The sequence below is a fragment of the Brucella daejeonensis genome, from assembly GCF_014199265.1.
GTDB classification, from domain to species: domain Bacteria; phylum Pseudomonadota; class Alphaproteobacteria; order Rhizobiales; family Rhizobiaceae; genus Brucella; species Brucella daejeonensis.
Window position 1 is genome coordinate 113,607 of sequence record NZ_JACIJG010000002.1, and the last position, 24,707, is coordinate 138,313.

A 24,707-nucleotide genomic window follows, 5' to 3' on the forward strand; every position below is an offset into this window, starting at 1 on the left:
TTATCAGATCGGCGCTCTAAATATCTGTTTCTACGCGCATCCCGAAACTCGTTTCATGCTTTTCGGGATGCGCTCTCAAAAGGAATTGTCAATGAACGTCTCTGTTCGCACCCAGACGCGCCGCCTTGAAAGCCATGTCTTCGGGCGGTGGGTTGCAGGCGCTAAAGACGGCCAGCCGCTTCTGGATGCCTCGACCGGTGAAACCGTGGCCGTGATCGATTCCAGCGGCATCGATTTTGCCGAAGTTCTGGACTACAGCCGCAGGGTTGGGGGTGCAAAACTGCGCGCGCTCAGCTTCCACGAGCGCGCCGGAATGCTGAAGACGCTCGGTCAGGCGTTGATGGGCATGAAGGAAGAGTTTTACGCCGAAAGCTTCCGCACCGGCGCAACGCGTCCTGACAGCTGGGTGGATATCGAGGGCGGCATCGGCACGATGCTGTCCTTCTCGTCCAAGGCGCGCCGTGAATTGCCGAACCGCGCCGTTCTGCTGGACGGCGATGTCGAGCCATTGTCGCGTGACAATACATTTTCCGGCCAGCATATCTATACGCCGTTGCTAGGCGCTGCCGTTCACATCAATGCATTCAACTTCCCCATCTGGGGCATGCTTGAAAAGATCGCGCCGACGCTGATCGCGGGCGTTCCCTGCATTGTGAAGCCGGCCAGCCAGACCGCCTATCTGACGGAACTGATGGTGCGACGCATCATCGAACTGAACATCCTGCCGGAAGGTGCGTTGCAGTTGATCTGCGGTTCGGTCGGCGATCTTCTCGATCATGTCACCGCGCAGGATGTGGTGACCTTCACGGGCTCTGCCGCAACCGGCCGCAAGCTCAAGACGCACCCGGCCGTTACTGCCAATTCCGTCCGCTTCAACATGGAAGCCGACAGCCTCAACGCATCGATCCTCGGTGCCGATGCCGAACCGGGTACGCCGGAATTCGATCTTTTCGTCCGGGAAGTGGCCCGCGAAATCGCCTCGAAAGCGGGGCAGAAATGCACCGCGATCCGCCGCGTCATGGTTCCGCGCGACCGCACCGAAGCGGTTATCGATGCGCTGAAGACGCGTCTTGGCAAGGTCGCGCTTGGCATTGCGGGCGAAGAGGGCGTCACCATGGGTGCGCTCGCCAGCCTCGACCAGCGCGAGGAAGTGCGCGCGCGCATCCGCGACTTGCAGGGCGACGCCGAAATCGTCATCGGCAACCCGGATAAGGTCGATGTGGTCAGCGGCGATGCGGAAAAGGGCGCGTTCCTCAATCCGGTCGTGCTCTATTGCGACAAGCCTTTCGACGCGAAAGCCGTTCACGACGTCGAGGCCTTCGGCCCGGTTGCGACCGTCATGCCTTACGACAGCATCGATGACGCCGTGCAGCTTGCCGCGCGCGGCAAGGGTTCGCTCGTCGCTTCGGTCTTCACCAATGATGCCGATATCGCCCGCGAAACCGTTTACGGCATTGCACCGTGGCATGGCCGTATCCTGATCGGCAACCGTACTTCCGCCAAGTCATCGACGGGCCACGGTTCGCCTCTGGCAGGCCTCGTCCATGGCGGCCCCGGTCGTGCAGGCGGCGGTGAAGAAATGGGCGGTATGCGTGGTGTCATGCACTATATGCAGCGCACCGCCGTTCAGGGCGCTCCTGAGCTTTTGTCCGCCGTTGCAGGCCGCTGGATCGAAGGCGCGCCGGTACGTCACGAAGGCCATCCGTTCCGCAAGTCGCTGGCCGAACTGAAGATCGGCGACCAGATCGTGACCGCCAGCCGCACCGTGACGAAGGAAGATGTCGAACATTTCGCCCATTTCACCGGCGATACGTTCTATGCCCATATGGACAGCGCTGCGGCCAAGGCCAATCCGTTCTTCGATGATCGCGTGGCGCATGGCTACCTGATCGTGTCCTTTGCGGCAGGTCTGTTTGTCGACGCGGCGCCCGGTCCGGTTCTGGCCAATTACGGTGTCGATAATCTGCGCTTCCTGACGCCGGTTTATTTCGGCGACACGTTGCAGGTTCGCCTGACCTGCAAGGCCATCAATCCGCGCCCCACGTCGGAGCATGGCGAGGTTGCCTGGGATTGTCAGGTCACCAACCAGAATGGCGCTCTGGTGGCACAATATGATGTGCTGACCATGGTGGCGAAAACATGGGAAGAAGCGTAAGCTTCTTTCCTCAACAAAAATCCCGCCAACCAGTCATAGGTTGGCGGGATTATTATTTTCCGACTGTAAAAAAGCGCCTACCGGACGGCCTTTATGCCTTCCAGAATGAGTGTCGTGGCCACGTCCGCATAATCGTCGCGGGTGATCGTGCCACCATCCTTGAACCAGAGATAGACCCAGTTCATCATGCCGAACAGCGACATGGTCACGGGCATGAGCAGCGGCCGTTCGGGGCGATCCAGCTTGGGGCTGATTTCGTGCAGAACGGTCGAAAAACGCCGGACGATCCGGCGTTCGATGACGGTCAGGGCCGAACGCTGCTCATCATTCAATGCGGGCGTGGCGTTCAACTGCAACTTATGCTGATTGTCTGCGCCCCGATAACTTTCCAGAACCGCACCCACCATCTGGCGCAGGCGCTCCTGCGGTGCAAGGCTGGCGTCGTCAGCGGCGGCAACGGCGCTGTCCAGTTCCGTGAGATGGTCGTTGATGATGGCGAAAATCAGCGCGTCTTTGCTTGGGTAATAGTGGTAGAGCAAAGCCTTGGATACGCTGAGCTGCGCCGCAATCTGCGACATAGACGCCTTTTCGAGCCCCTGTTCGGCGAAAACAGCCGCAGCACTCATCAATATGCTGTGCTGCTTTTCTTCAAAATCCGCCGCCCGTGTTCGAGCCATTTTTCTGCCTTTCTATGTCGGAAGCGTTGAACAGGCAGCAGTATTGTCTACTGCCGCCGTTCAACCGAAGCTATACAGTGGCGTTTCGGCATCTGCAAATATGCCGGAACCTGTCTGTGCTTTCGTAAGTCGCCCTTCCCTTGATCTGGAGAAAAACTGTTTAGCTCTTCGGGCGGTTATCAACAACGCGCTTGGCTTTACCTTCCGAGCGGACAATCGTGTTCGGATCGTGCACGACGATCTTGGTCGAAACGCCGACGATGCTCTTGATGTGATGCGCCAGTTCCTTGGACGAATAATCGCGTGCACGTTCTTCTGCGGCTGCGGCAGTCGCTTCGACGTGAACGCACATATTGTCCATGCGGCCAGAGCGGTTGAGTTCGATATAGAAATGCGGCGCGAGGCCCGAGCATTTCAGGATCTGCTCTTCGATCTGGGTCGGGAACACGTTGACACCGCGCAGGATGATCATGTCGTCGCTGCGGCCGGTGATCTTTTCGATGCGGCGCATCGAACGCGCCGTGCCCGGCAGAAGGCGGGTCAGGTCGCGGGTGCGGTAGCGCACCATCGGCAGGCCTTCCTTGGTGAGCGTGGTGATGACCAGTTCGCCCATCTGACCGTCCGGCAGCACTTCGCCGGTAACCGGATCGATGATTTCCGGGTAGAAATGGTCTTCCCAGAAATGCAGGCCGTCCTTGGTTTCCACGCATTCATTGGCAACGCCGGGGCCCATGATTTCCGACAGGCCGTAAATATCGACGGCATGCATGTCGAAGGCTTCCTCGATCTCAAGCCGCATGGCATTGGTCCATGGCTCCGCGCCAAAAATGCCAACGGCAAGCGAGCTTTCGCGCGGGTCGATGCCCTGACGACGGAACTCATCGAGAATGGACAGCATATAGGACGGCGTGACCATGATGATGCGTGGCTTGAAGTCCTGAATGAGGCTGACCTGACGCTCGGTCATGCCGCCCGACATCGGGACAACCGTACAGCCAAGACGTTCGGCACCGTAATGCGCGCCAAGACCGCCGGTGAAGAGGCCATAGCCGTAAGCGATGTGCGCAATATCGCCAGCGCGTCCGCCCGATGCGCGAATGGAGCGCGCAATCAGATCGGCCCAGGTGCTGATGTCGTTCTTGGTATAGCCGACGACGGTTGGCTTGCCGGTCGTGCCGGACGAGCCGTGGATACGCACAAGCTGTTCACGCGGCACGGCGAACATGCCGAACGGATAGGTGTCGCGCAGGTCGGTCTTGTAGGTGAACGGAAATTTGGCAAGATCCGAAAGGTCTTTAAGATCGTCCGGGTGCACGCCCTTGTCGTCGAAGCGCTTGCGGTAAAAAGCCGAATTTTCATAAGAATGCTTCAGCGACCATTTCATGCGCTGGAGTTGCAGCGCGGAAATTTCGTCCCGTGAAGCCGTTTCGATCGGTTCAAGATCGCCTTCGCGCGGTGCCAGATTTTCCATGTTTTCCTCCGAATAATTCAATCTGAAGCGCTCAGGCTTCTTAAAAATGTGTTCCAGAAAGTGTGCGCGAATGACCGCGGAATTCCGCGATATGGTCGCCTTTCTGATTGGTGATGCGAATATCGTAGATGCCCGAACGGCCTCGCTTCGACGTCTCGCGTGCTTCCGCCGTCAGGCGGTCGCCGAGACGGCCCGGCGCGATATAGGTGATGGAGCAGTGCTGGGCGACGACCAGCTCATTGTGGCTGTTGCAGGCAAACGCGAAGGCGCTGTCTGCAAGCGTGAAAATATAGCCGCCGTGGCAATTGCCATGACCGTTGGACATGGCCTGCGTGATTTCCATGGAGAGCGTGGCGCAGCCGGGTGAAACGGCCTCGATCTTCATGCCAAGTCCCTGACTGGCATGATCGTCTTTCCACATGGCTTCCGCCGACTTTTCAGCAATCTGCTGCGGGGTAAGGCTCTGGTCCATGCTCATTCTCCCTTGAACTGCGCGGCGCGCTTTTCAAGAAATGCGGTTACGCCTTCGGCATAGTCGCTGGTGCGGCCTGCTTCACGCTGGCAATCGCGTTCCATGTCGAGTTGGCTGTCGAGGCTGTTGGTGGCTGCGGCCTGAATGAGCTTCTTGGTCAGGCCCAGACCGCGTGTCGGCCCGCGGCCAAGCGAGGCAGCAAGCGCGCCTGCGGTTTCCATGAGCTTGTCGTCGTCAACGGCTTTCCAGATCAAGCCCCAGTCGGCTGCCTGTTCGGCCATGACCGGCTCTGCGGTGAGCGCCAGCGCCTTGGCGCGCGGCTCGCCCAGAATGCGGGCAAGCTGCCAGCTTCCGCCGGCATCCGGCACAAGGCCGATCTTGGCAAAAGCCTGAATGAATTTCGCCGAGCGCGCTGCGAAGACGATATCGCAGGCAAACGCAATATTGGCGCCCGCGCCTGCGGCAACACCGTTGACCGCGCAGATGATCGGCTTGTCGAGCGAGCGGATCAGACGCAGCGTCGGATTGTAGAAGGTTTCAAGCGTGTGTCCGAGGTCCGGGACAGGGCCGCCCTTGCGCGGATCGCGATCGCCAAGATCCTGACCGGCGCAGAAACCGCGACCGGAACCCGTCAGCAGCACGGCGCGGACCGCGCTGTCGGCATGGGCGCGTTCAAAGCCAGCGCGCAGCGCCAGATGCATTTCCTCGTTAAAGGCGTTCAGCTTGTCGGGTCGATTCAAGACGAGCTGAAGCACGCCGTCGGCCAGCGTTACAAGAACGGTTTCTGACTGGGTCATTCATTCCTCCCGCGCTGCACAATTTGTAGCGCTCATGAAAGTTTTTGTTGCATAAACCGACCGGCCGGTCAATATTAAACAATAGTGGAGGATTTTTGATGACAGAGTTTTTTGAGCGCCATCGTGGATTGATTGAAGCTGCAACGGCGGCTCTTTTTTCGCGTGGATACTGGACGCCTTATCAGGAAATCCCAAGCGGCAAGTTTTATGGTGAAAGTGCCAAGGCCGACGGCGAAGCTGCGTTCGACGCGCTTGTGGGCCAGGCTTTCGATCTTCCGGGCCATCCGGAAACGGCGCGTCTCGGCGCGGAAATTTCGCCTTGGGGCAAGACGCTTGCCATCACCTATCCCGCAGCGCCAGCGGCGGAGCTGATTGCGGCGGCGGAAGCTGCCGCGCCTGTTTGGGCCAAGCTTTCGCCCGAAGCACGCGTCGGTATTTGCGTTGAAATCATCTCGCGTCTGAATGCCATGAGCTTCCTGTTCGGCCATGCCGTGATGCATACAACGGGTCAGGCCTTTCCGATGGCGTTTCAGGCGGGCGGCCCGCATGCGCAGGATCGCGCAATGGAAGCTATTGTCGCCGCTTATTGCGAAATGACCCGCTTTGCCGCTCATGCCATCTGGGAAAAGCCGCAGGGCAAGGACGCGCCGATCCGGCTGGAAAAGCACTGGACGATTGTACCGCGTGGGCTGTCGCTGGTTATCGGTTGCCAGACTTTCCCGACATGGAACAGTTTCCCGGGGCTTTTTGCCAGCCTTGCCACCGGCAATCCGGTGATCGTCAAGCCGCATCCGAACGCTATTTTGCCGCTGGCGCTGACCGTGCGCGTGGCGCGTGAAGTGCTGGTTGAAGCTGGCCTGCCTGCCGATGTGATTCTTCTCGGCGTCGATGAGTCGGGTAAGGAAATTACGCGGGAACTGGTCATGCATGAGGCGATGAAGATCATCGACTATACCGGCTCCAGCGCCTTTGGCGAATGGGTGCGCGCCAATGCACCTCAGGCAGACGTCTATACGGAAGAGGCTGGCGTCAACACGGTCACCATTGCCGCGACCGACGATTTCAACGGCATGTGCGCCAATCTGGCTTTCTCGCTGGCGCTCTATTCGGGCCAGATGTGCACCGCGCCGCAGAATATTTACGTGCCCGCACAGGGCATCGAAACCGATCAGGGGCACAAGTCGTTTGACGATGTTGCTGCCGGGATTGCCGGGGCCATCGATCGTTTGCTTTCAGACCCCAACCGCGCACTCGGCGTTTGCGGTGCTGTCGCCAATCCGGCCACGCTCGAACGTGTCGAAAAGGCGCGCCAGATCGGCCGCGTCGTGCGTGACAGCACTGCCCTTGAAGGTGCGCGCACAGCATCGCCGCTGATCGTTGCCGTCGATAGCGCATCTGACGCTGCTTTTGAAAATGAGTGGTTTGGCCCGGTTGTTTTCATTGTGGCCGTGCGCGACGCGGACGAAGGCATTGAAAAGGCGTCCGGCGTCTCGGCCCGCAAGGGTGCGATCACGGCGGCCCTTTACGATCTGGATGAACAGCGCATCGGCAAGGCCATAGATGCCTTTGCAAAGGCGGCGGTCAATCTGTCGATCAACCTGACGGGCAATATTTTTGTCAATCAGTCCGCCGCATTCAGCGATTTCCACGTCACCGGAGGAAACCCGGCAGGCAATGCAAGCCTGACGGATACGGCATTTGTCGCCAATCGTTTCCGACGCGTGATGTGGCGCAGACCAACGAAAAACTGACCTTAAACACTCTCGGGAGGAGAAACATGAAACACGTTACAATGACAGCCATGGCTGCCATCATGGCCCTTGGCATGACCGCCGCCGCGAAAGCCGACATCATTATCGGCGCGACCGTTTCGGCCACAGGTCCGGCTTCATATCTTGGCGATCCTGAAGCCAAGACGCTCGAAATGCTGGCCGAGAAGCTCAATGAAGCGGGCGGCATCAATGGCGAAAAGGTCAAGCTCGTTCTCTATGACGATGGCGGCGATCCGAACAAGGCGCGCACTTTCGCAACTCGTCTCATCGAAGATGATGAAGCGGTCGTCATCATCGGTGGCACCACCACCGGCACCACCATGTCGGTGATTCCTGTCGCCGAAGATGCGGAAGTGCCGTTCATCTCGCTGGCTGGCGCTATCGAAATCATCAACCCGGTCCGCAAATTCGTCTTCAAGACCCCGCATACCGACCGCATGGCCTGCCAGAAAATCTTCGAAGACATGAAGAAGAAGGGCATCGCCAAGATCGGCATGATCTCCGGCACGGACGGCTTCGGCGCGTCGATGGAAGCGCAATGCAAGAAGGTTGTCGGCGATTACGGCATCGAAATCGTTGCCGACGAAACCTATGGCCCGCAGGACGCGGACATGACCCCGCAGCTCACTAATCTGCGCGGCGCGGCTGGCGTGCAGGCCATTCTCAATCCGGGTTTCGGTCAGGGACCGTCCATCGTCACCCGCAATTATTCGCAGCTGGGCATCGAGTTGCCGCTTTACCAGTCGCATGGCGTTGCCTCTGACGGCTTCATCAAGCTTGCCGGTGCAAAGGCTGCCGAAGGCGTGCGTTTGCCGGGCACCGCGCTTATCATCGCCGACCTCCTGAAGGACGACGATGCGCAGAAGGCGGTCGTCACTGCCTATAAGGCCGATTTCGAAAAGAAGACTAATTCTTCCGTCTCGACCTTTGGCGGTTATGCCCATGATGCCTTCAATATTCTGGTTGATTCCCTCAAGCGCGCCGGTTCGGCTGAGCCTGCCGCGATCCGCGATGCCATTGAACAGACCTCCGGTCTTGTCGGCACCACGGGCGTCGTGACCATGAAGGCGGACGATCATCTCGGCCTCGATCTCAGCGCCTTCCGGATGCTGGAGATCAAGGACGGCAAGTGGACGATTGCTGAGTAAATCCTATGGCTGCCTTTGGGCAGCCATAGCTCGCCGCACGCGTGGCGGCGGAGCTTCCATTTCGTGTGGAAGCGGCACTCAAGCAAGACATATAAAGCTCACCGGGAGCCGGCATCATGCCTGAACTCATGCAATTCATTCTTTCGGGAGTGACGGTTGGCGCGGTTTACGCGCTGCTCGCTCTTGGTTTTACGATCATCTACAACGCGTCCGACGTTGTGAACTTCGCACAGGGCGAATTCGTCATGCTCGGCGGGATGATCACCGTCTTCACCTACGCGGCGGGACTGCCCTTGCCGCTGGCCTGCCTGATCGCCATCGTGTTGACTGCGGGGGTCGGGGTGCTGCTGAACAAGCTCGCTATCGAGCCTGCTCGCGGCGCCCCGGTTGTTTCGCTGATCATCATCACGATCGGTGCATCGATTTTCATTCGCGGTGCGGCCCAGCTGATTTTCGGCAAGCAGCTGCATCGGTTCCCGGCCTTTTCCGGCGATGATCCGATCCATATTCTGGGTGCAACCATCCTGCCGCAGAGCGTCTGGGTAATCTTCGGCGGTATTGCGGTGTTTATCGCGCTGTGGCTGTTTTTCACCCGCACATTGACGGGCCGCGCCGTGCTTGCCACCGCGAATAATCGCCTTGCCGCGCAGCTTGTCGGCATCAACACCAATTGGGTGATGACCATGTCCTTCGCCCTGTCGGCGGCGATTGGCGCTCTGGCGGGTATTCTCATCACGCCGATTACGCTGACCAGCTACGATATCGGTATCGGCATGGCGCTCAAGGGTTTTGCCGCCGCAATGCTTGGCGGCATGGGCAACCCCATCGGCGCACTGGTCGGCGGCATTCTGCTCGGTCTCTTTGAAGCGCTGACCGCCGGTTATCTCAGCTCGCAATACAAGGACGCAGCCGCCTTCGTGGTGATCCTCGTGGTCCTTTTCGCCATGCCGCAGGGCATCTTCGGGATCAAGCGCACGGAACGGGTATGATCATGAAGATTTCTGCCAAAACAGCGACACTTCTGGCGCTGGCGCTCATCATAGCCATCGCACCGGTTCTGTTTCCGTCGGGCTATTATTTCCGCGTCGGAACCGTCATTTTCATCAACAGCCTTGCCGTCCTCGGCATCGTCATCCTGACAGGCTTTGCCGGTCAGATCAGTCTCGGTCATGCCGGTTTCGCCGGTATCGGGGCCTATGCCTGCGCGCTCGCGCCGATTCATATGGGCATCCACCCCGCGCTCGCGGTGGTGGTCGGCGCAGCGCTTTCGGGCGTCATGGCCTTTCTTGTCGGGCGTCCGATCCTGCGTTTGAAGGGCTATTATCTCGGCGTTGCAAGCCTTGGCTTCGGTATCCTGATTTCCATGGTGCTCGGCAATGAGCGCGAAATCACCCGTGGCCCGGACGGCATTGAGGTGCCAGATCTGGGCTTGCGGGCCGTGCTGAAAGACTGGGGCCTGAATCTCACCAATGGCGAATTCTGGTATGCGTTCTGTGGTCTGGCGCTGCTGATCGGCGCATGGATCGCGCTCAATCTGCAACATAGCCCGACGGGTCGCGCCTTGCGCGCCTTGCACAGTTCCGAAATTGCCGCCTCGACGGTCGGCATCGACGTCGCCAGGCAAAAGCTCACTGCCTTTGTCATTTCGGCCATATTCGCTTCGGTTTCCGGTTCGCTTTTGGCCTTGCAGAACAAGTTCGTCACGCCCGATATTGCCGGCTTCATGCACTCCATCGAAATGGTGACCATGGCGGTTCTGGGCGGCGCGGCCTCGGTTCTGGGCGGCATATTGGGCGCCACGATCCTGACCCTGCTGCCGCAGGTTCTCACCGTCTTTGCCGAATACGAGCAGATGGTGCTCGGTCTCATCATGATGCTGGTGATGATCTTCATGCGCGACGGTCTTCTGCCGTCCATTGCAAAGCGTATCCGGGGGAGGGGAGAATGAGCCTTTTGGATGTTCAGGGCCTGAGTATCCGCTTCGGGGGATTGCAGGCTGTCGGCGATGTCGGCTTCAAGGTCAACGAAGGCGAGATCGTCTCGGTCATCGGCCCCAATGGGGCTGGCAAGACGACGTTGTTCAACATGATTTCCGGCGTTTACAAGCCGTCGGACGGCAAGGTTCTGCTCAACGGCGAGGACGTGACGGCAATCTCGCCGCATCTTCTGGCGCGGCGCGGCATGTCGCGCACGTTCCAGAACCTGCAAATTTTCCAGAACATGACCGTTCTGGAAAACGCCATCACCGGCTATCACCTGAAGGAAAAAGGCCCGATTCTGGCCGATCTTCTCAGCCTGCCTTCGTCGCGCAAGCGCGCGCAGGATGCGGCATCAGGCGCGCTGGAACTTCTCAAACGCGTCGGTCTGGATCGCGTTGCCGAGCGGGAAGCGGGTACGCTTTCCTATGGCGCGCTGAAGCGGCTTGAAATCGCCCGCGCTCTGGCGCTTTCGCCAAAGGTCCTGTTGCTGGACGAACCGGCGGCGGGCTGCAACGCGGTTGAAACCGAGGAGATCGATCACCTGATCGCCGAAGTGGCCGCATCGGGCGTGGCGATCCTGCTTGTCGAGCATGACATGAAAATGGTCATGCGCATTTCCAACCACATTGTCGTTCTCGATCACGGTCGCAAGATTGCCGAGGGCGATCCGGCGCATGTCAGCCGCGATCCGGCTGTGATTGCCGCCTATCTGGGAACTGATGGAGGTGCGAATGCTAACGGTTGAAGGTCTGCGCTCGCATTATGGACGCATCGAGGTGCTGCACGGCATCGATCTGCATGTTGCCTCCGGCGAAGTCATTGCCGTCGTTGGCGCAAACGGTGCCGGCAAGACCACCTTGCTGCGTTGCCTTTCCGGCATTCAGCCGGTCACTGGCGGCACGATCTATTTTCGCGGCGAAAGCCTGATCGGCGTTCCCGCCTATAAGCGGCTGAAACACGGTCTTGCACAATCCCCGGAAGGTCGCCAGATTTTTACCAATCTGACGGTGGAGGAAAATCTGCGTCTCGGCGCGTTTCTTTTCACCGACGAGCGTGTCGAAAAGGACATGGAAGACGCCTTCCAGATGTTCCCGATCCTCAAGGAAAAGCGCAATCTGGCCGCTGGCGGTCTTTCCGGCGGACAGCAGCAGATGCTGGCCATTGCGCGCGCGCTGATGGGGCGTCCGTCCTGCCTGTTGCTGGATGAGCCATCCATGGGGCTGGCGCCAATTCTGGTGCAGCAGATTCTTGACGTAGTGAAAGGTCTCAAGACCGTCGGGGTGACCGTCCTGCTCGTCGAACAGAATGCCTATGCGGCGCTGAAAATTGCAGATCGTGGATATGTAATGGAAACGGGCCGTATTATCATGACTGCAACCGCGGAGGCGCTGATTGCCGACCCCCGCATCCGCGAAGCCTATCTGGGAATTTAAAATGAGCCTCCTCACGATTGAATATCAGGCAAATATCGCTGTTGTTACGGTCGATAATCCACCGGTCAATGCCTTGAGCCATGCATTGCGTGAGGCATTATGGAATGCAGTTGAAACGCTCGACGCCCGGTCGGATGTCGATGCGGTGGTGCTTGCCTGCGCGGGCCGCACCTTTATCGCCGGGGCCGATGTGTCGGAGTTTTCCAAGCCGCCCTTGCCGCCGCACCTGCCGGATCTGGTGAGCCGCATCGAAGCGGCGACCAAGCCATGGGTCGCTGCCATTCATGGATCGGCGCTTGGCGGCGGGCTTGAAGTGGCCATGGGGTGCCGCTTCCGCGTTGCCGTCAAAAACGCATCGCTCGGCCTGCCGGAAGTCACGCTCGGCATCGTGCCCGGCGCGAGCGGCACGGTGCGCACGCCGCGTCTTGTCGGCATTGCCAATGCAGTCGATCTGGTGACGACCGGCAAACCGGTACGTGCGCCAAAGGCACTGGAACTGGGCCTGATCGACGCGATTACCGGCGACGATCTGGTGGCCGATGCGGTCAGCTTTGCGCGCGATGCCGTCAAAGCGCCGCTTCCCGCCCGTGCATCCGAGCGTTCCGTGGAAACGCTCGACGCCGGAGAATGGCAGAAGCTTGAAACCGATGTTGCCAAACGCGCCAAGGGCGAGGCTGCACCGCTGCGCGCGCTTGCCTGCCTGCGCAAGGCGAGCGAAAGCGATTTCGCCACCGCCATGGCTTTTGAACGCGAGACTTTTCTCGAATTGCGCGCATCGGATCAGGCTGCCGCATTGCGTGCGGTCTTCTTTGCCGAACGCGCCGCGCCGCGCCCGGCACTCTACAAAGACGTCGAAACCCCGCCGCTGCGTTCAACCGCCGTGGTCGGCGGCGGCACGATGGGCGCGGGCATTGCCGCAGCACTCCGCGATGCCGGTCTGCCGGTCATTCTGATCGAGCGTGACGACGAAGCTTTGGCGCGCGGTCTCGCCAATATCGAAGGCATTTTCGCTGGCGGCGTGAAGCGCGGCAAGCTGACGGAAGCCGCCGCAGCCGACCGTATGGCTGGGGTTACCGGCTCCACCAATTATGACAGCCTTGCCGATGTCGATCTCGTCATCGAGGCGGTCTTCGAGGAAATCGGCGTCAAGCGCGATGTGTTCAAACGTCTTGGCGCGGCCTGCCGCAAGGACGCAATCCTTGCCACCAACACATCCTATCTCGATCCGCGCCTGATCGCGGAAGGCGTCGAGAACCCGTCGCGCTTCATCGGGCTGCATTTCTTCAGCCCCGCCAATATCATGCGTCTTCTGGAAATCGTACCGACACCGGAAACCGCGCCCGAAACCGTTGCCACCGGCTTTGCGCTGGCGCGTCAGCTGGGCAAGATCCCGGTCGAGGCCGGTATCTGTGAGGGCTTTATCGGCAATCGTATTTTGAAGCGTTATCGTGCGTCAGCTGAAGCCTTGCTGCGCCAGGGCGTGGCAATTGCCGATGTGGATGCCGCCATGCGCAAATTCGGATTTGCCATGGGGCCGTTCGAGGCACAGGATCTGGGCGGGCTGGACATTGCCTTCCTGCAACGCGAAGGCGCGCGTGCTGCCGGGCAGAACGTGCCTGAACAGCTTGGCGATATTCTGGTTCGCGCCGGGCGAAAAGGCCAGAAGACGGGCGGCGGCTGGTATGATTACACGCCGGGCAACCGCACGCCGCAGCCATCTGTCGCCGTCAGTGAACTGCTGTCATCACAGGTTGCTGGCGCATCGGAATTGACACTGGAACAGATCGGCGAACGTCTCGTCGGCGAGATGGCGGCGGAAGGCGAGGCCATTCTGGCCGAGGGCATTGCCAGACAGCCGAGCGACATCGATCTGGTGGAAATCCATGGCTATGGCTTCCCGCGTTGGCGGGGTGGCCCGATGCATTGGAAAATGCGGACAGCGTGACGGATTTACGGCGTGCCAATACCAACAATGGATCACACCTGACATGATTTGGTGCGCGTGATGTTAATCTGAAGCCTCCGAAAAAAACGTGCGGAGGTTTCAATGGCAGAAGTCGCGAAAAGGCCCGAAGACTTGCCTCGGCTCCTGGTCGAGCGATTGGTTACCGGGGACGTGGATAGGATCGCTGCACTCTATGAGGAGAATGCGGTTATGTCTTTGCCCGACGGCAATGTCGCTGTGGGCAAAAACGCCATTGGCGAGGCATTTCGGAGTTTCCTCGCTGCGCAACCGAAAATAGAGCGGGGGACGCAAGCTCAAGTCTTACGGAGTGGAGAGCTTGCAATCACTTCCGCTCGCCTGCGTGATGGCACCGTCACAGTCGAAGTTGCACGCCATCAGACTGACGGTTCATGGCTTTGGGTGATTGATCATCCCGCGCTCTGTCCAGGAGTGTCCTGACACTATGCCAATTCCATGACACGGATCAACAGCCCTGTTTCCGGCTGTCCGGTCTCGCGCCATCGTTCTCGGCGGGTCATGCCGCCACGATATTGGGGCCGGTATATCCCAGTTTACTGAGTTTGTTTCTCGTATCCACAATCAGAGCGCTCTCGGCAACGATGAGTTGATAATCGACCGCATCGTGATCGGTCGCGACGAGCACTGCGTCGTATTGTTTCAACTGCTCCACCGAAAGAGAAACCGATTTTTTGCCCAATAATGGACGGAACTGACGCGTTGGCGGGATCTCTGGAACGAAGGGGTCGTGATAATCCGTTTGCGCGCCACGTTCCTCGATCAGCTCAATCAGGCGCAGAGACGGGCTTTCGCGAATGTCTGGAATGTTCTTTTTATAAGCAAGGCCGAGGATAAGTATCCGTGAACGGCTCAGAGCCTTGCCGGACTGTATATCCAGCGCCTCGGCCAGACGGCTGACCACATAACGGGGCATGGCAGAGTTAATCTCCCCCGCTAGTTCTATAAATCGCGTAGGAAGCTCAAATTCCCGCGACTTCCATGTGAGATAGAAAGGGTCGATCGGGATACAATGTCCTCCGAGACCGGGGCCCGGATAAAATGGCATATAACCGAAAGGTTTGGTTTTGGCCGCTTCGATCACCTCCCATATATCGATCCCCATCGCTGTATACAGGATTTTGAGTTCGTTCACCAAAGCAATATTGACGGCGCGGAAGATGTTCTCGGTAAGCTTCACCGCTTCAGCGGTGGCGTTGGAAGATACCGGAACTACTGTTTTTACGACGGCGCCATAAAATGCGGCCATCAACTGCTGTGCTTCTTCTCCGTCACCTGAAACAACTTTTGGAATAGTTGAAGTCTCGAAATGACGGTTGCCAGGGTCTTCGCGTTCAGGGGAAAAGCCGAGAAAGAAATCACGTCCGGATTTCAGCCCTGTCTCCTCCAGTATGGGGCGTACGACATCGTTCGTCGTGCCGGGGTATGTGGTCGATTCCAACACGATCAGTTGCCCGGGACGCAACTTTGCAGCGATGGCTCGACTTGTGTTCTCCACAAACGAAAGGTCCGGATCACGATGTTTTGTCAGTGGGGTCGGTACGCAGATAATAACTATATCGCAGCGTTCGATCTGCGTAAAACTGGTTGTCGATGTAAAACGGCCAGGTTTACTGACGGCCGTTAATGCTTCATCTGAGACCGCTTCAATATAGGACTGGTATGCATTCAGCGCGGTGATTTTGTCAGGATCAATGTCGAAGCCCGTTACGCGAAAACCCTGATTGGCTACCGTGATGGCAAGCGGCAGGCCTACATAACCCAGGCCGATAACTCCAACATGCGCCGTCCGCTCGGTGATACGACGCTCAAGATCGTGGAAACTGGCTTGTAAGACGGTCAACGGAGGTATCTTTCCTGAGGATGAATAGGTATCGAGAATAGAGCAGCCGGCATCCTTTTTAAACCGGTCCTGACGTTAGTGATGCGATGCAAAATCCAATGGAATCATATAGTTATAGTGATTCTCTAGTGTCCAATATTTGCCTCGCATCGGATGCGAATGAGATGCAAACGTCGGAATCAGACCACTAGGGCCCAAATCCGACCAGGATTTTGACCCTAGATGGCTCGTTTGCCTGAGCCTGTCAAGAATGCTTGCCATCGGGCTGTTGGCTGTAGCCGAATGCAGGCTCTCACATCTGCCTCTATCGTAGATGCTGCGATCAGCTATATACCTTTGCTCGCTTCACTTCATTGTTGTTTTCTGCCATTTTCACGCAAATCACTTCGTGCTTGTACTTGAAATGGTCCAGATAGGTTGAGGTTATGCGCAAGATCGAATCCCACGTATCTGAACACCGTGTATCTGCCGTTCTTCTCGACAAGGCCGCCGAATGGCTGACGCGGTCATCGATGGCGGGAGAAACGCTACAGACGATACTTCTGGGTTTCTGCGAGCGCCTTGCCGCCGCAGGCCTTCCGGTCGCACGGGCGCATATGACATTCTCGATGTTGCATCCTCTTTATGATGCCGTCGGCTTTACATGGCGTCGCGCGCAGGGCCTGACCATCGAAGGATACAGGCACAGGCAGGGCGACGAGCCGGAACGTTTTCTCGCAAGTCCGTATTACTATCTGCTTTCCAACAAGCTTGACCATCTTCGCCGCCGCTTCACGCCGGATTCTGTCGATGAATTTCCGGTCTTCACAGACCTGAAACAACAGGGAATGACCGATTATCTGGCATTTATCCAGCCGTTCGGCGCCCATTCCATGCAAGGCATGATGGGGTCGTGGGCGACGGACTGCCGCTCGGGTTTCGATGACGAGATGATTGCCTATCTTTTAAAGCTGCAAAGCCAGTTGGCGGTTGCAGCGAAGATAGCGGTACTCGGCAAGCTCACGGACAGCATGTTGACCACTTATCTGGGCGGCGATGCCGGTCGGCGCGTTCTGAACGGCCAGATCAAGCGCGGCGATGGCGAAACCATACGAGCGGCGCTCGTCATGGGAGATATGCGCCAGTCAACCGCTTTGGCCGAGAAAGAGGGGCGGCAGGTCTATATCGACACGCTCAATCAGTTCTTCGATGCTCTGGCCGCTCCGTTCAATCGGAATGGCGGGGAGATTCTAAGCTTTATCGGCGATGGCTTTCTGGCTGTTTATCCATGTGGTCGCCATCGTGAGCCTTCGGTTATCGCTTGCCAGGCTGCATTGTCGGCCTTGGCGCAGGCGCAGGCTAATATGGCTGCTCTCAACAAGGAGCGCCGGCAGGACGGAAAGCCCGCCATTCGCTACGGTGTCGGACTGCATGTCGGCAATGTAATGTTCGGAAATGTTGGTCTGCGAGACCGGTTGACTTTTTCGGCTTTCGGTTCGGCCGTCAACGAGGCGCAGCGTTTGCAAGCCTTGACGAAGCGATATTCGTCGGAAATTATCGCCAGCGGAAATTTCGTGAACTATAGCGGTGGGGACTGGGTGAAGCTGGGAGATGAAAAACTGCGCGGCGTAGGACAGAAAGTAACGGTCATGCGTCCGAAATCTCTGACGTGTTGCAATGCGGACGAGATATCGAACGGCATTGACACGGGCAGGTTTTCCGAAGCGGAGCAGATCATGCTGCTGTATCGCGACGGGGGTTCACAGACTGCCCAAAACGCACCGGAGACCCCCTCAAAATGAAGCGTGTCATCATCTGTCTGACCGCGCTCCTGTTCATTCCTATCCCAGCGGCGGTGGCAATGGAATCCTGGAATACCCCTCGTGTCGATGATTTCGAAGGCTCCGACTTTTCTCCCTCTGGCGGTCTTTATTATCGCCGTAATTTCGAGCAAAGCGCGGGTAGCGTCGAGTTTCAATCGGATGTAACCTTCAAGGGGAACGGGGCGCTGAAACTCAGTGTTAAACCCCTTTGCCCGGAAGCCCGGAAAAACTGTAGCGAACGTGCTGAAATCTGGGAGAAAACCGATCAGCGCGTGCCTTACAATCAGGGAATCTGGTACGGGTTCGCAGTTCGGTTCGCCGATCCTATTCCCAGTGTTGACCACCGTTACCTTATTGCGCAGTGGAAACGTGAGATCGAGCCGGGCGCCAAGGGCGATTTCAGCCCGTTTCTGGCGCTCCGGCTAAACAATGGCAAGCTTTTTGCGACGGTTGAAACCAATTATGTCATGCCCGTCGAAGCAAGCGCCCAGCCCTTGGAAACTCAAACCACGCCCGTCTGGTTCCGCCCGAATGTCAACCAGATGCGTGCTCTGGTCGCGGCACAGGCCGACTGGACCGCGCAGGACGATCCGCGCTTCAGCAGTCGAACGACCGCGATGACCGTCATTGATCGCGGTAACAAGCTGCCGTCGCCGGAGTCGGGCTGGATCGACTTTGCGATCTATACGAAGCCCGGTCCTGACGGGTCGGGACATATCGAGATATTCGCCAACAACAAATGGATTGTCACGGTGAAGGGCCATATCGGTCATAACGATCCGGGTCTGGGCGCAAACCAGTATTTCAAGTTCGGGCCTTACCGGGCTGCCGACAAGACGGACTGGACGCTGTACTACGATCATTTTCGTCGTTCGCCCCGCTGCGAAGACGTGATGGATGCACAATTCTGTCCGGTGTTCTGATCAGATCGCGGGCCGCTCTGGACACGCCGCTGACGGCGCGCTAGGCTCAATTCGTGGTGGCGAAAGGTGCTTTTGGGGAGCGGTAATTTCGCATGAAGTCGGGTAGGGATCTGTTACGCGTCGAAGGTCTGGGCATTTCCTTTTCCATGCTGGGCAATAAATGGAGCGTCGTCAAAGACGCCAATCTGCGTATTCTGCCCGGCAAGGTGACGGCGCTTGTTGGAGAATCCGGCTCCGGTAAATCGGTCATCAGCCAGTCGATCATGGGAATTCTGCCTCGCAACGGCCATGCCGACGGGAAAGTTCTGTTTACCGATCCGGTCAATGGCGAGACGACGGATATTCTCAAGCTGGTGGATGACGGGCCTGAAATTCGCGCCCTGCGCGGCAGTCGTATCGCCAAGATATTTCAGGAGCCGATGACGTCGCTATCGCCGCTCCACACGGTAGGCAACCAGATCAGCGAAGTGCTGGCTATTCATGCGAATCTGACAAAGGCCGAGCGGCGCGCCCGTACGGAGGAGATGCTGGGGCTGGTCGGTTTCTCCAATCCGTCGCGGACATTCGACATGTATCCCTTCGAGCTTTCGGGGGGGATGCGCCAGCGCGCCATGATCGCCATGGCGCTGATCTGTCGCCCAGCGCTTCTGATCGCCGATGAGCCGACGACGGCGCTGGATGTGACGATTCAGGCGCAAATTCTCGAATTGCTTCGCGATTTGCAGCATAAGCTCAACATGGCGATGCTGTTGATCACGCATGATCTTGGCGTGGTCGCCAATCTGGCCAATGAAGTGGTGGTCATTTACCACGGGCGGATTCTGGAAGCCGGTCCGGTGGAGGATATTTTCCGCAATCCGCGGCACCCCTATCTGAAAGGGCTTATGGCTGCCGTTCCGCATTTCGACATGCGCCCCGGCGAGCGTTTGAAAGCCCTGCGCGAGGTTCCGGTTCACACCGAAACGCTCTGGAAGAAGAAGGCGCCGAGTGGTGATACGCCGGAAATATTGCTGTCCGTGCGCAATCTCACCAAAACATATACCACCCGCAAGGCAGGACTGTTCGGTGATGGCAAGGCGGCTTCTGTTCGGGCCGTCGATGATGTCAGTTTCGATATAAGGCGCGGGGAATGTCTGGGCCTCGTTGGCGAAAGCGGCTCGGGAAAAACCACCGTCAGCAAAATTCTGATGCGCGCCGTCACGCCCGATCAGGGTTCGGTCATCTTCGATGACGGAGATGGGCCGGTCGATGTGCTCGCTGCGGAGGGCGCGCAGTTGATGGATCTGCGCACCAGAATCCAGATGATATTTCAGGATCCCGTCTCATCGCTTTCGCCGCGTATGACCATCGGCAGCATTTTGAGCGAGCCGCTTGAAATTCACAGGCGCGGCGACAAAGCTTATTGTCAAAAGAAAGTACGGGCGCTGATGCAGGCAATCGGCCTCGATGAGCGCTATCTTAGCCGTTATCCGCACAGTTTCTCCGGCGGTCAGCGCCAGCGGATTGGTATCGCGCGCGCGCTTGCGCTGGGGCCAAGGCTGGTTGTCTGCGATGAACCGGTTTCCGCGCTCGACGTTTCGGTTCAGGCCCAGATTCTCAATCTTTTGAAGGACCTTCAGAAAGAACTCGGTCTCACCTACCTCTTCATTTCCCACAATCTGGCGGTCGTCGATTACATGGCTGACCGGATCGCGGTCATGTGTGGTGGGCGGATCGTCGAGATGGCGCCGAGCGAAATCATTCTGCGCAAACCGGTTCATCCCTATACGCAGGCCCTTCTCGCCGCCATACCGTTCCCGGACCTCGACCGGCCGCTGGATTTCGACGCCCTGAATGCAAGCGGAGCATCGGACCGGCGGCGCTGGGGCGGGCGTTTCTCTGGCGAAGAGGGCGATCTGACATCGGTCGACCTTGGTAACGGCCATCTGGTTCTGGCAAGCCGCGATGCGGCGATTGGGGAGTTGAGAAATTGATTACCCGCAGAACCTTGCTGGGCGGCATGGCCGCTTCTCTTCTCCCGCTGCCTGCCCTCGCAGACTGGAAGCTTGAGCCGGATTTTCTCGATGAGCAGCTTATCGCCCGCAGCCTGCCGCCGATTGGCCAACGGATTCCCATGCAGCCACGCGTCGTTCGTATGAGAGACATGGGACGTCAGCCGGGCCGTTATGGCGGGGAGTTGCGCACGATCATCGGCAGCCAGAAAGATATACGCTACATGACCATCAACGGTTATGCGCGTCTGGTGGGCTATAATGAACGGCTTGAATTGCAGCCCGATATTCTGGAATCCTGGGAATCGCAGGACGATCGGATTTTTACCTTTCATTTGCGGGCAGGGCATCGTTGGTCGGATGGGCAACCGTTTACTGCCATGGATTTCGCCTATTGGTGGAATGACGTCATTCTCGACCCGGACCTGACGCCCGGCGGAGGTGCGCTTGAACTGCGCATCGATGGCAGGTTGCCGGAATTCGAACTGATCGATGAGCGGACCGTTCGTTATAGCTGGCAATCGCCGAACCCGGATTTTTTGCCAAGTCTGGCGGCCGCACAGCCCATTGTCCTTGTGGGCCCGTTCCATTATCTGCGCCAGTTCCATCAAAAATATCAGGATGCATTCCGCCTCTCGTCGCTCATGAAGCGCTATCGCGCCAAGAAATGGACCGAGCTTCACACAAAAATTGCGCGCCAGTATCGACCGGAGAATCCCGAACTGCCGGTTCTCGATCCGTGGCTCAACACGACAGCGCCGCCTGCCGAGCAATTCGTTTTCGAGCGCAATCCCTATTTCCATCGCATCGACGAAAATGGGCGGCAACTGCCCTATATCGACCGGGTCATACTCAATGTCAGCTCATCCTCCATCATTCCGGCCAAGGCCGGTGCCGGAGAAAGCGATCTTCAGGCAACGAATATCGATTTTACGGACTATGCCTTCCTGAAGGATGCCGAGAAGCGTTATCCGATAAAAGTCAATTTATGGAAAATGATACGTGGATCGCGCCTAGCCATCCTTCCCAATCTCAACTGCGCGGACGATGTATGGCGCAATCTTTTCAGGGACGTTCGTGTCCGGCGAGCTCTTTCGCTTGGCATCGACCGGCACGAAATCAACATGGCGGTTTTCTATGGGCTGGGCACGCCGAGCGCCGATACGTTGCTGCCGGAAAGCCCGCTTTATAGGCCTGAATACGCCAATGCCTGGATCCAATACGACCCCGATCAGGCCAATACGCTGCTCGATGAGGCAGGCCTGCAAAAGCGTGACGCGAACGGCATTCGCATCTTACCGGATGGTCGGCTTGCGGAGATCACGATTGAATCGGCAGGCGAAAGTACACTCGACACTGACGTGCTGGAATTGGTCACCGATCATTGGCGCAAGATCGGCATAGCGCTGTTCACCCGCACCAGCCAGCGTGACATTTTCCGGTCCCGCGCCATGGGCGGACGGATCATGATGTCCATCTGGTTTGGCCTTGAGAACGGCGTTGCCACCGCAGACATGAATCCTGCCCAACTCGCCCCGACTGCCGACGATCAGCTACAATGGCCACTCTGGGGGATGTATCAACTGTCGCTTGGAGTAAAGGGCAAAGCGCCTGATCTGCCTGAAGCGGTTGAGCTTTGCACATTGCAGAAGCAGTGGCGGTCTTCCGCGCATATGAGCGAGCGGACCGAGATATGGCACAAGATGCTTTCCATCTTCACCGATCAGGTGTTTTCGATCGGGCTGGTCAATGGCACGCCGCAACCGATCGTGCATACATCCTATTTACGCAACATACCGAAAAAGGGATTGTACGGCTTCAACCCGACCTGTTTTCTAGGCGTCTATATGCCCGATGCGTTCTGGCTGGACGACACGCCGGAGAGCTTGAATCAAAAAGCGGAAGGCCGTGGCGAAAATGACGATTTTCGAGTAACGGAGCGCAATGTACTTAATGTACATGAGCACCGGAGCGCAGAAAATCACGATTTGCAGACCGGCATAGCGACTTTTGGATCAGGCTCGGAAGGGGGGCGCTGAAATGCTGCGCTACATCCTCTGGCGCATCGCCGCCATGATCCCGACCCTGCTGATTATTTCGGCGCTCATTTTCACAATCATCGAACTGCCTCCGGGAAATTTCTTCGAAAGCCAGATTGCCGAGCTTCAGGCACAAGGCGAGACGGCAAATCTTCAGGAGATCGAGGAAATGCGCCGTCAGTACGGTTTCGACAAGCCGCCGGTCGTGCGCTATTTCTACTGGCTGGGCGGGATGCTGCATGGGGATTTCGGATATTCGTTCGAGTACCAGTTGCCGGTCAGCGAAGTGGTCGGGGACAGGCTGTGGCTCACTATCCTCGTCTCGTTCTGTACCATCATTCTGACCTGGCTGATCGCCTTTCCGATCGGCATGTATTCGGCAACGCATCAGTATAGCTGGGGCGATTACGGCTTCTCTCTGTTCGGCCTGCTCGGTATTGCCATTCCGAACTTCATGCTGGCGCTCATCCTCATGTATTTCGCCAATATCTGGTTCGGGACTTCCATCGGTCACCTGATGGACTTGAAATATATTGCGGAACCCATGAGCTGGGCAAAGGCAAAATCCATCCTCGAACATTTATGGATTCCGGTGCTCATTGTCGGAACGGCTGGAACCGCCGGCATGATCCGGCGACTGCGCGCCAATCTTCTGGACGAATTGCAGAAGCAATATGTCATGACGGCACGGGCCAAGGGACTGCATCCATTCCGCGCTCTGGTGAAATATCCGCTTCGTATGGCGCTCAATTTCTTCGTGGCCGACATCGGCTCCATATTGCCGACCATCATATCGGGCGCCGAAATCACTGCGATCGTGCTGTCGCTGGAAACCACCGGGCCAATGCTGATCAAGGCACTGCAAAGTCAGGATATGTATCTGGCCGGGTCTTTCCTGATGTTTCTCGCGTTTCTGACAGTCATCGGAATGCTCATATCCGACATCGCGCTGGCGGTTCTGGACCCGCGTATCCGGTTGCAAGGGGGGCATAGAAAATGAGCGCCATGCTTCCGCCGCCGGGCGCGCCGCTTCCCCATTTCGTCTCGGATGCGCCGTTCGATCCTTATTCCGTCGAGAAGATGACGGATGCGCAGGCGAAAATTCATCTCGCGTCGCAGCGTCAGCTGATGTGGTGGAAATTCAGGCGTCACAGGCTTGCGCTCGCATCCGGTATTTTCCTGATCCTGCTCTATGGCGCTATCGTCATCGCGGAGTTTCTTGCGCCTTACGATCTGCACGCGCGGAATGTCGAATTCATCCATGCCCCTCCGCAAAGGGTTCACCTGTTTCATGAGGGAAACTTCGTCGGACCGTTTGTCTATGGCCGCGAAATGACCCTCAATATGGACACGTTGCGGCGCGTCTATAGCGAAAACCGATCGGATGTGCAGCCGCTGCGCTTTTTCTGCCGGGGCGACAATTATCGCTTCTGGGGGCTTTTCAGCGGCAACCTTCATCTTGTCTGCCCCGCTCCGGGCGGGCAAATGTTTCTTCTTGGCACAGACCGTCTTGGTCGAGATGTGCTGTCCCGGATCATCTATGGCGCCCGGATTTCACTGACCATTGGCCTGTTGGGCGTCGCCATCAGTTTCGCGCTCGGCATTATCATCGGCGGCATTGCGGGTTATCGCGGCGGCTGGTTCGATCTGATCGTCCAGCGGATCATCGAGGTTCTGCAGGCCTTGCCGAGCCTGCCGCTGTGGATGGCCCTTTCAGCGGTGATGCCGGTGTCATGGAGTCCGATCCTGATCTATTTCGGCATCACCATCATTCTGGGTATGCTCGACTGGACCGGGCTTGCGCGTGCCGTTCGCTCGAAGATACTTGCGCTGCGTGAAGAAGACTACGTTCTGGCTGCTCAACTCATGGGGGCAAGCAGCCGGCGCATTATCGGCCGACACCTTGTGCCCGGTTTCATGTCGCACCTGATCGCGGCGGCAACCATATCGATCCCCGGAATGATTCTTGGGGAAACAGCGTTGAGTTTTTTAGGGTTAGGGCTTAGACCTCCTGTAACGAGCTGGGGAATCCTTTTAACTGAGGCCCGTAACGTAAGTGTCATCGCGTTCTATCCCTGGTTGCTGCTGCCCATGGTTCCCGTCATTCTAGTCATTCTCGCCTTCAACTTTTTGGGAGATGGATTGCGCGATGCAGCGGATCCTTACAGATAACTTGGATTATGAGGCTACACCGCGTGCATTGTTTCAGCATTACCGTTTTCAT

At 57.8% G+C, this 24,707-nt stretch carries 19 protein-coding genes and 2 pseudogenes; 15 read left to right on the plus strand and 6 right to left on the minus strand.

The window, feature by feature from the left end:
* Positions 1-91: 91 nt before the first annotated feature.
* Positions 92-2,155: a phenylacetic acid degradation bifunctional protein PaaZ gene (gene paaZ, locus FHS76_RS02900; protein ID WP_183647833.1), complete on the plus strand. Its 2,064-nt coding sequence runs from the start codon at positions 92-94 to the stop codon at positions 2,153-2,155.
* Positions 2,156-2,232: 77 nt separating this feature from the next.
* Here paaZ and FHS76_RS02905 read toward each other — a convergent pair whose 3' ends face one another.
* From FHS76_RS02905 to paaG, 4 genes are all read right to left on the minus strand, one after another.
* Positions 2,233-2,832 (minus strand): TetR/AcrR family transcriptional regulator, encoded by a 600-nt coding sequence (locus FHS76_RS02905; protein ID WP_183647836.1) that lies wholly within the window; start codon positions 2,830-2,832, stop codon positions 2,233-2,235.
* Positions 2,833-2,992: 160 nt separating this feature from the next.
* Positions 2,993-4,303: a phenylacetate--CoA ligase PaaK gene (gene paaK / locus FHS76_RS02910; protein ID WP_183647837.1), complete on the minus strand. Its 1,311-nt coding sequence runs from the start codon at positions 4,301-4,303 to the stop codon at positions 2,993-2,995.
* 40 nt (positions 4,304-4,343) lie between these two features.
* Positions 4,344-4,775 carry a hydroxyphenylacetyl-CoA thioesterase PaaI gene (gene paaI, locus FHS76_RS02915; protein WP_183647840.1) on the minus strand — a complete coding sequence of 144 codons (432 nt, stop codon included), beginning with the start codon at positions 4,773-4,775 and terminating at the stop codon, positions 4,344-4,346.
* Positions 4,776-4,777: 2 nt separating this feature from the next.
* Positions 4,778-5,572, minus strand: coding sequence for a 2-(1,2-epoxy-1,2-dihydrophenyl)acetyl-CoA isomerase PaaG (gene paaG / locus FHS76_RS02920; protein ID WP_183647843.1), 795 nt, complete (start codon positions 5,570-5,572; stop codon positions 4,778-4,780).
* A gap of 98 nt (positions 5,573-5,670) precedes the next feature.
* On the opposite strand from paaG, the gene paaN reads away from it, so the two are divergent.
* The 8 genes from paaN to FHS76_RS02960 all read left to right on the plus strand — a co-directional run bounded on the left by paaN (position 5,671) and on the right by FHS76_RS02960 (position 14,308).
* Positions 5,671-7,323 (plus strand): phenylacetic acid degradation protein PaaN, encoded by a 1,653-nt coding sequence (paaN, locus tag FHS76_RS02925; protein WP_183647844.1) that lies wholly within the window; start codon positions 5,671-5,673, stop codon positions 7,321-7,323.
* A gap of 26 nt (positions 7,324-7,349) precedes the next feature.
* On the plus strand, positions 7,350-8,492 hold the full coding sequence (locus FHS76_RS02930) for an ABC transporter substrate-binding protein (RefSeq protein ID WP_183647847.1): 1,143 nt from the start codon (positions 7,350-7,352) through the stop codon (positions 8,490-8,492).
* Between the two features lie 116 nt (positions 8,493-8,608).
* Positions 8,609-9,481, plus strand: coding sequence for a branched-chain amino acid ABC transporter permease (locus FHS76_RS02935; protein WP_183647849.1), 873 nt, complete (start codon positions 8,609-8,611; stop codon positions 9,479-9,481).
* Positions 9,482-9,483: 2 nt separating this feature from the next.
* Positions 9,484-10,440, plus strand: coding sequence for a branched-chain amino acid ABC transporter permease (locus tag FHS76_RS02940; protein ID WP_183647852.1), 957 nt, complete (start codon positions 9,484-9,486; stop codon positions 10,438-10,440).
* Positions 10,437-11,216, plus strand: a complete 780-nt coding sequence (locus FHS76_RS02945; protein ID WP_183647854.1) for an ABC transporter ATP-binding protein — start codon at positions 10,437-10,439, stop codon at positions 11,214-11,216. Before FHS76_RS02940 ends, FHS76_RS02945 begins: the two co-directional genes overlap by 4 nt.
* Positions 11,203-11,904 carry an ABC transporter ATP-binding protein gene (locus FHS76_RS02950; RefSeq protein WP_183647858.1) on the plus strand — a complete coding sequence of 234 codons (702 nt, stop codon included), beginning with the start codon at positions 11,203-11,205 and terminating at the stop codon, positions 11,902-11,904. Before FHS76_RS02945 ends, FHS76_RS02950 begins: the two co-directional genes overlap by 14 nt.
* A 1-nt stretch (position 11,905) precedes the next feature.
* Positions 11,906-13,849: a 3-hydroxyacyl-CoA dehydrogenase NAD-binding domain-containing protein gene (locus FHS76_RS02955; RefSeq protein WP_183647860.1), complete on the plus strand. Its 1,944-nt coding sequence runs from the start codon at positions 11,906-11,908 to the stop codon at positions 13,847-13,849.
* Positions 13,850-13,951: 102 nt separating this feature from the next.
* The gene (locus tag FHS76_RS02960; protein WP_183647863.1) at positions 13,952-14,308 is read left to right on the plus strand and encodes a YybH family protein; all 357 of its coding nucleotides are present in this window, start codon (positions 13,952-13,954) and stop codon (positions 14,306-14,308) included.
* A gap of 76 nt (positions 14,309-14,384) precedes the next feature.
* On the opposite strand, the gene FHS76_RS02965 is transcribed toward FHS76_RS02960, so the two are convergent.
* Entirely contained in the window at positions 14,385-15,728 is a 1,344-nt protein-coding gene (locus FHS76_RS02965; protein WP_183647866.1) for a nucleotide sugar dehydrogenase, read from the minus strand.
* 425 nt (positions 15,729-16,153) lie between these two features.
* On the opposite strand from FHS76_RS02965, the gene FHS76_RS02970 reads away from it, so the two are divergent.
* From FHS76_RS02970 to FHS76_RS02985, 4 genes and pseudogenes are all read left to right on the plus strand, one after another.
* A complete protein-coding gene (locus FHS76_RS02970) occupies positions 16,154-17,509 on the plus strand; it encodes an adenylate/guanylate cyclase domain-containing protein (protein ID WP_183647870.1) in 1,356 nt (451 codons plus the stop codon).
* Entirely contained in the window at positions 17,506-18,453 is a 948-nt protein-coding gene (locus FHS76_RS02975) for a polysaccharide lyase (RefSeq protein ID WP_183647872.1), read from the plus strand. Before FHS76_RS02970 ends, FHS76_RS02975 begins: the two co-directional genes overlap by 4 nt.
* 92 nt (positions 18,454-18,545) lie before the next feature.
* Positions 18,546-20,426, plus strand: a complete 1,881-nt coding sequence (locus FHS76_RS02980) for an ABC transporter ATP-binding protein (protein WP_183647875.1) — start codon at positions 18,546-18,548, stop codon at positions 20,424-20,426.
* A pseudogene (locus FHS76_RS02985) lies at positions 20,423-22,309 on the plus strand (ABC transporter substrate-binding protein); the annotation flags it as partial. The gene FHS76_RS02980 and the pseudogene FHS76_RS02985, both read left to right, overlap by 4 nt.
* 9 nt (positions 22,310-22,318) lie before the next feature.
* Here FHS76_RS02985 and FHS76_RS22855 read toward each other — a convergent pair.
* Positions 22,319-22,432 (minus strand): annotated as a pseudogene (locus FHS76_RS22855) (flagellar basal body P-ring protein FlgI); the annotation flags it as partial.
* 52 nt (positions 22,433-22,484) lie between these two features.
* Here FHS76_RS22855 and FHS76_RS02990 point away from each other — a divergent pair.
* Complete coding sequence (locus tag FHS76_RS02990) at positions 22,485-23,483, plus strand: ABC transporter permease (protein ID WP_183647881.1); 999 nt, start codon at positions 22,485-22,487, stop codon at positions 23,481-23,483.
* Positions 23,480-24,655 (plus strand): ABC transporter permease, encoded by a 1,176-nt coding sequence (locus FHS76_RS02995; protein ID WP_183647883.1) that lies wholly within the window; start codon positions 23,480-23,482, stop codon positions 24,653-24,655. The genes FHS76_RS02990 and FHS76_RS02995 overlap by 4 nt, the downstream gene beginning before the upstream one ends.
* Positions 24,656-24,707 lie beyond the last annotated feature (52 nt).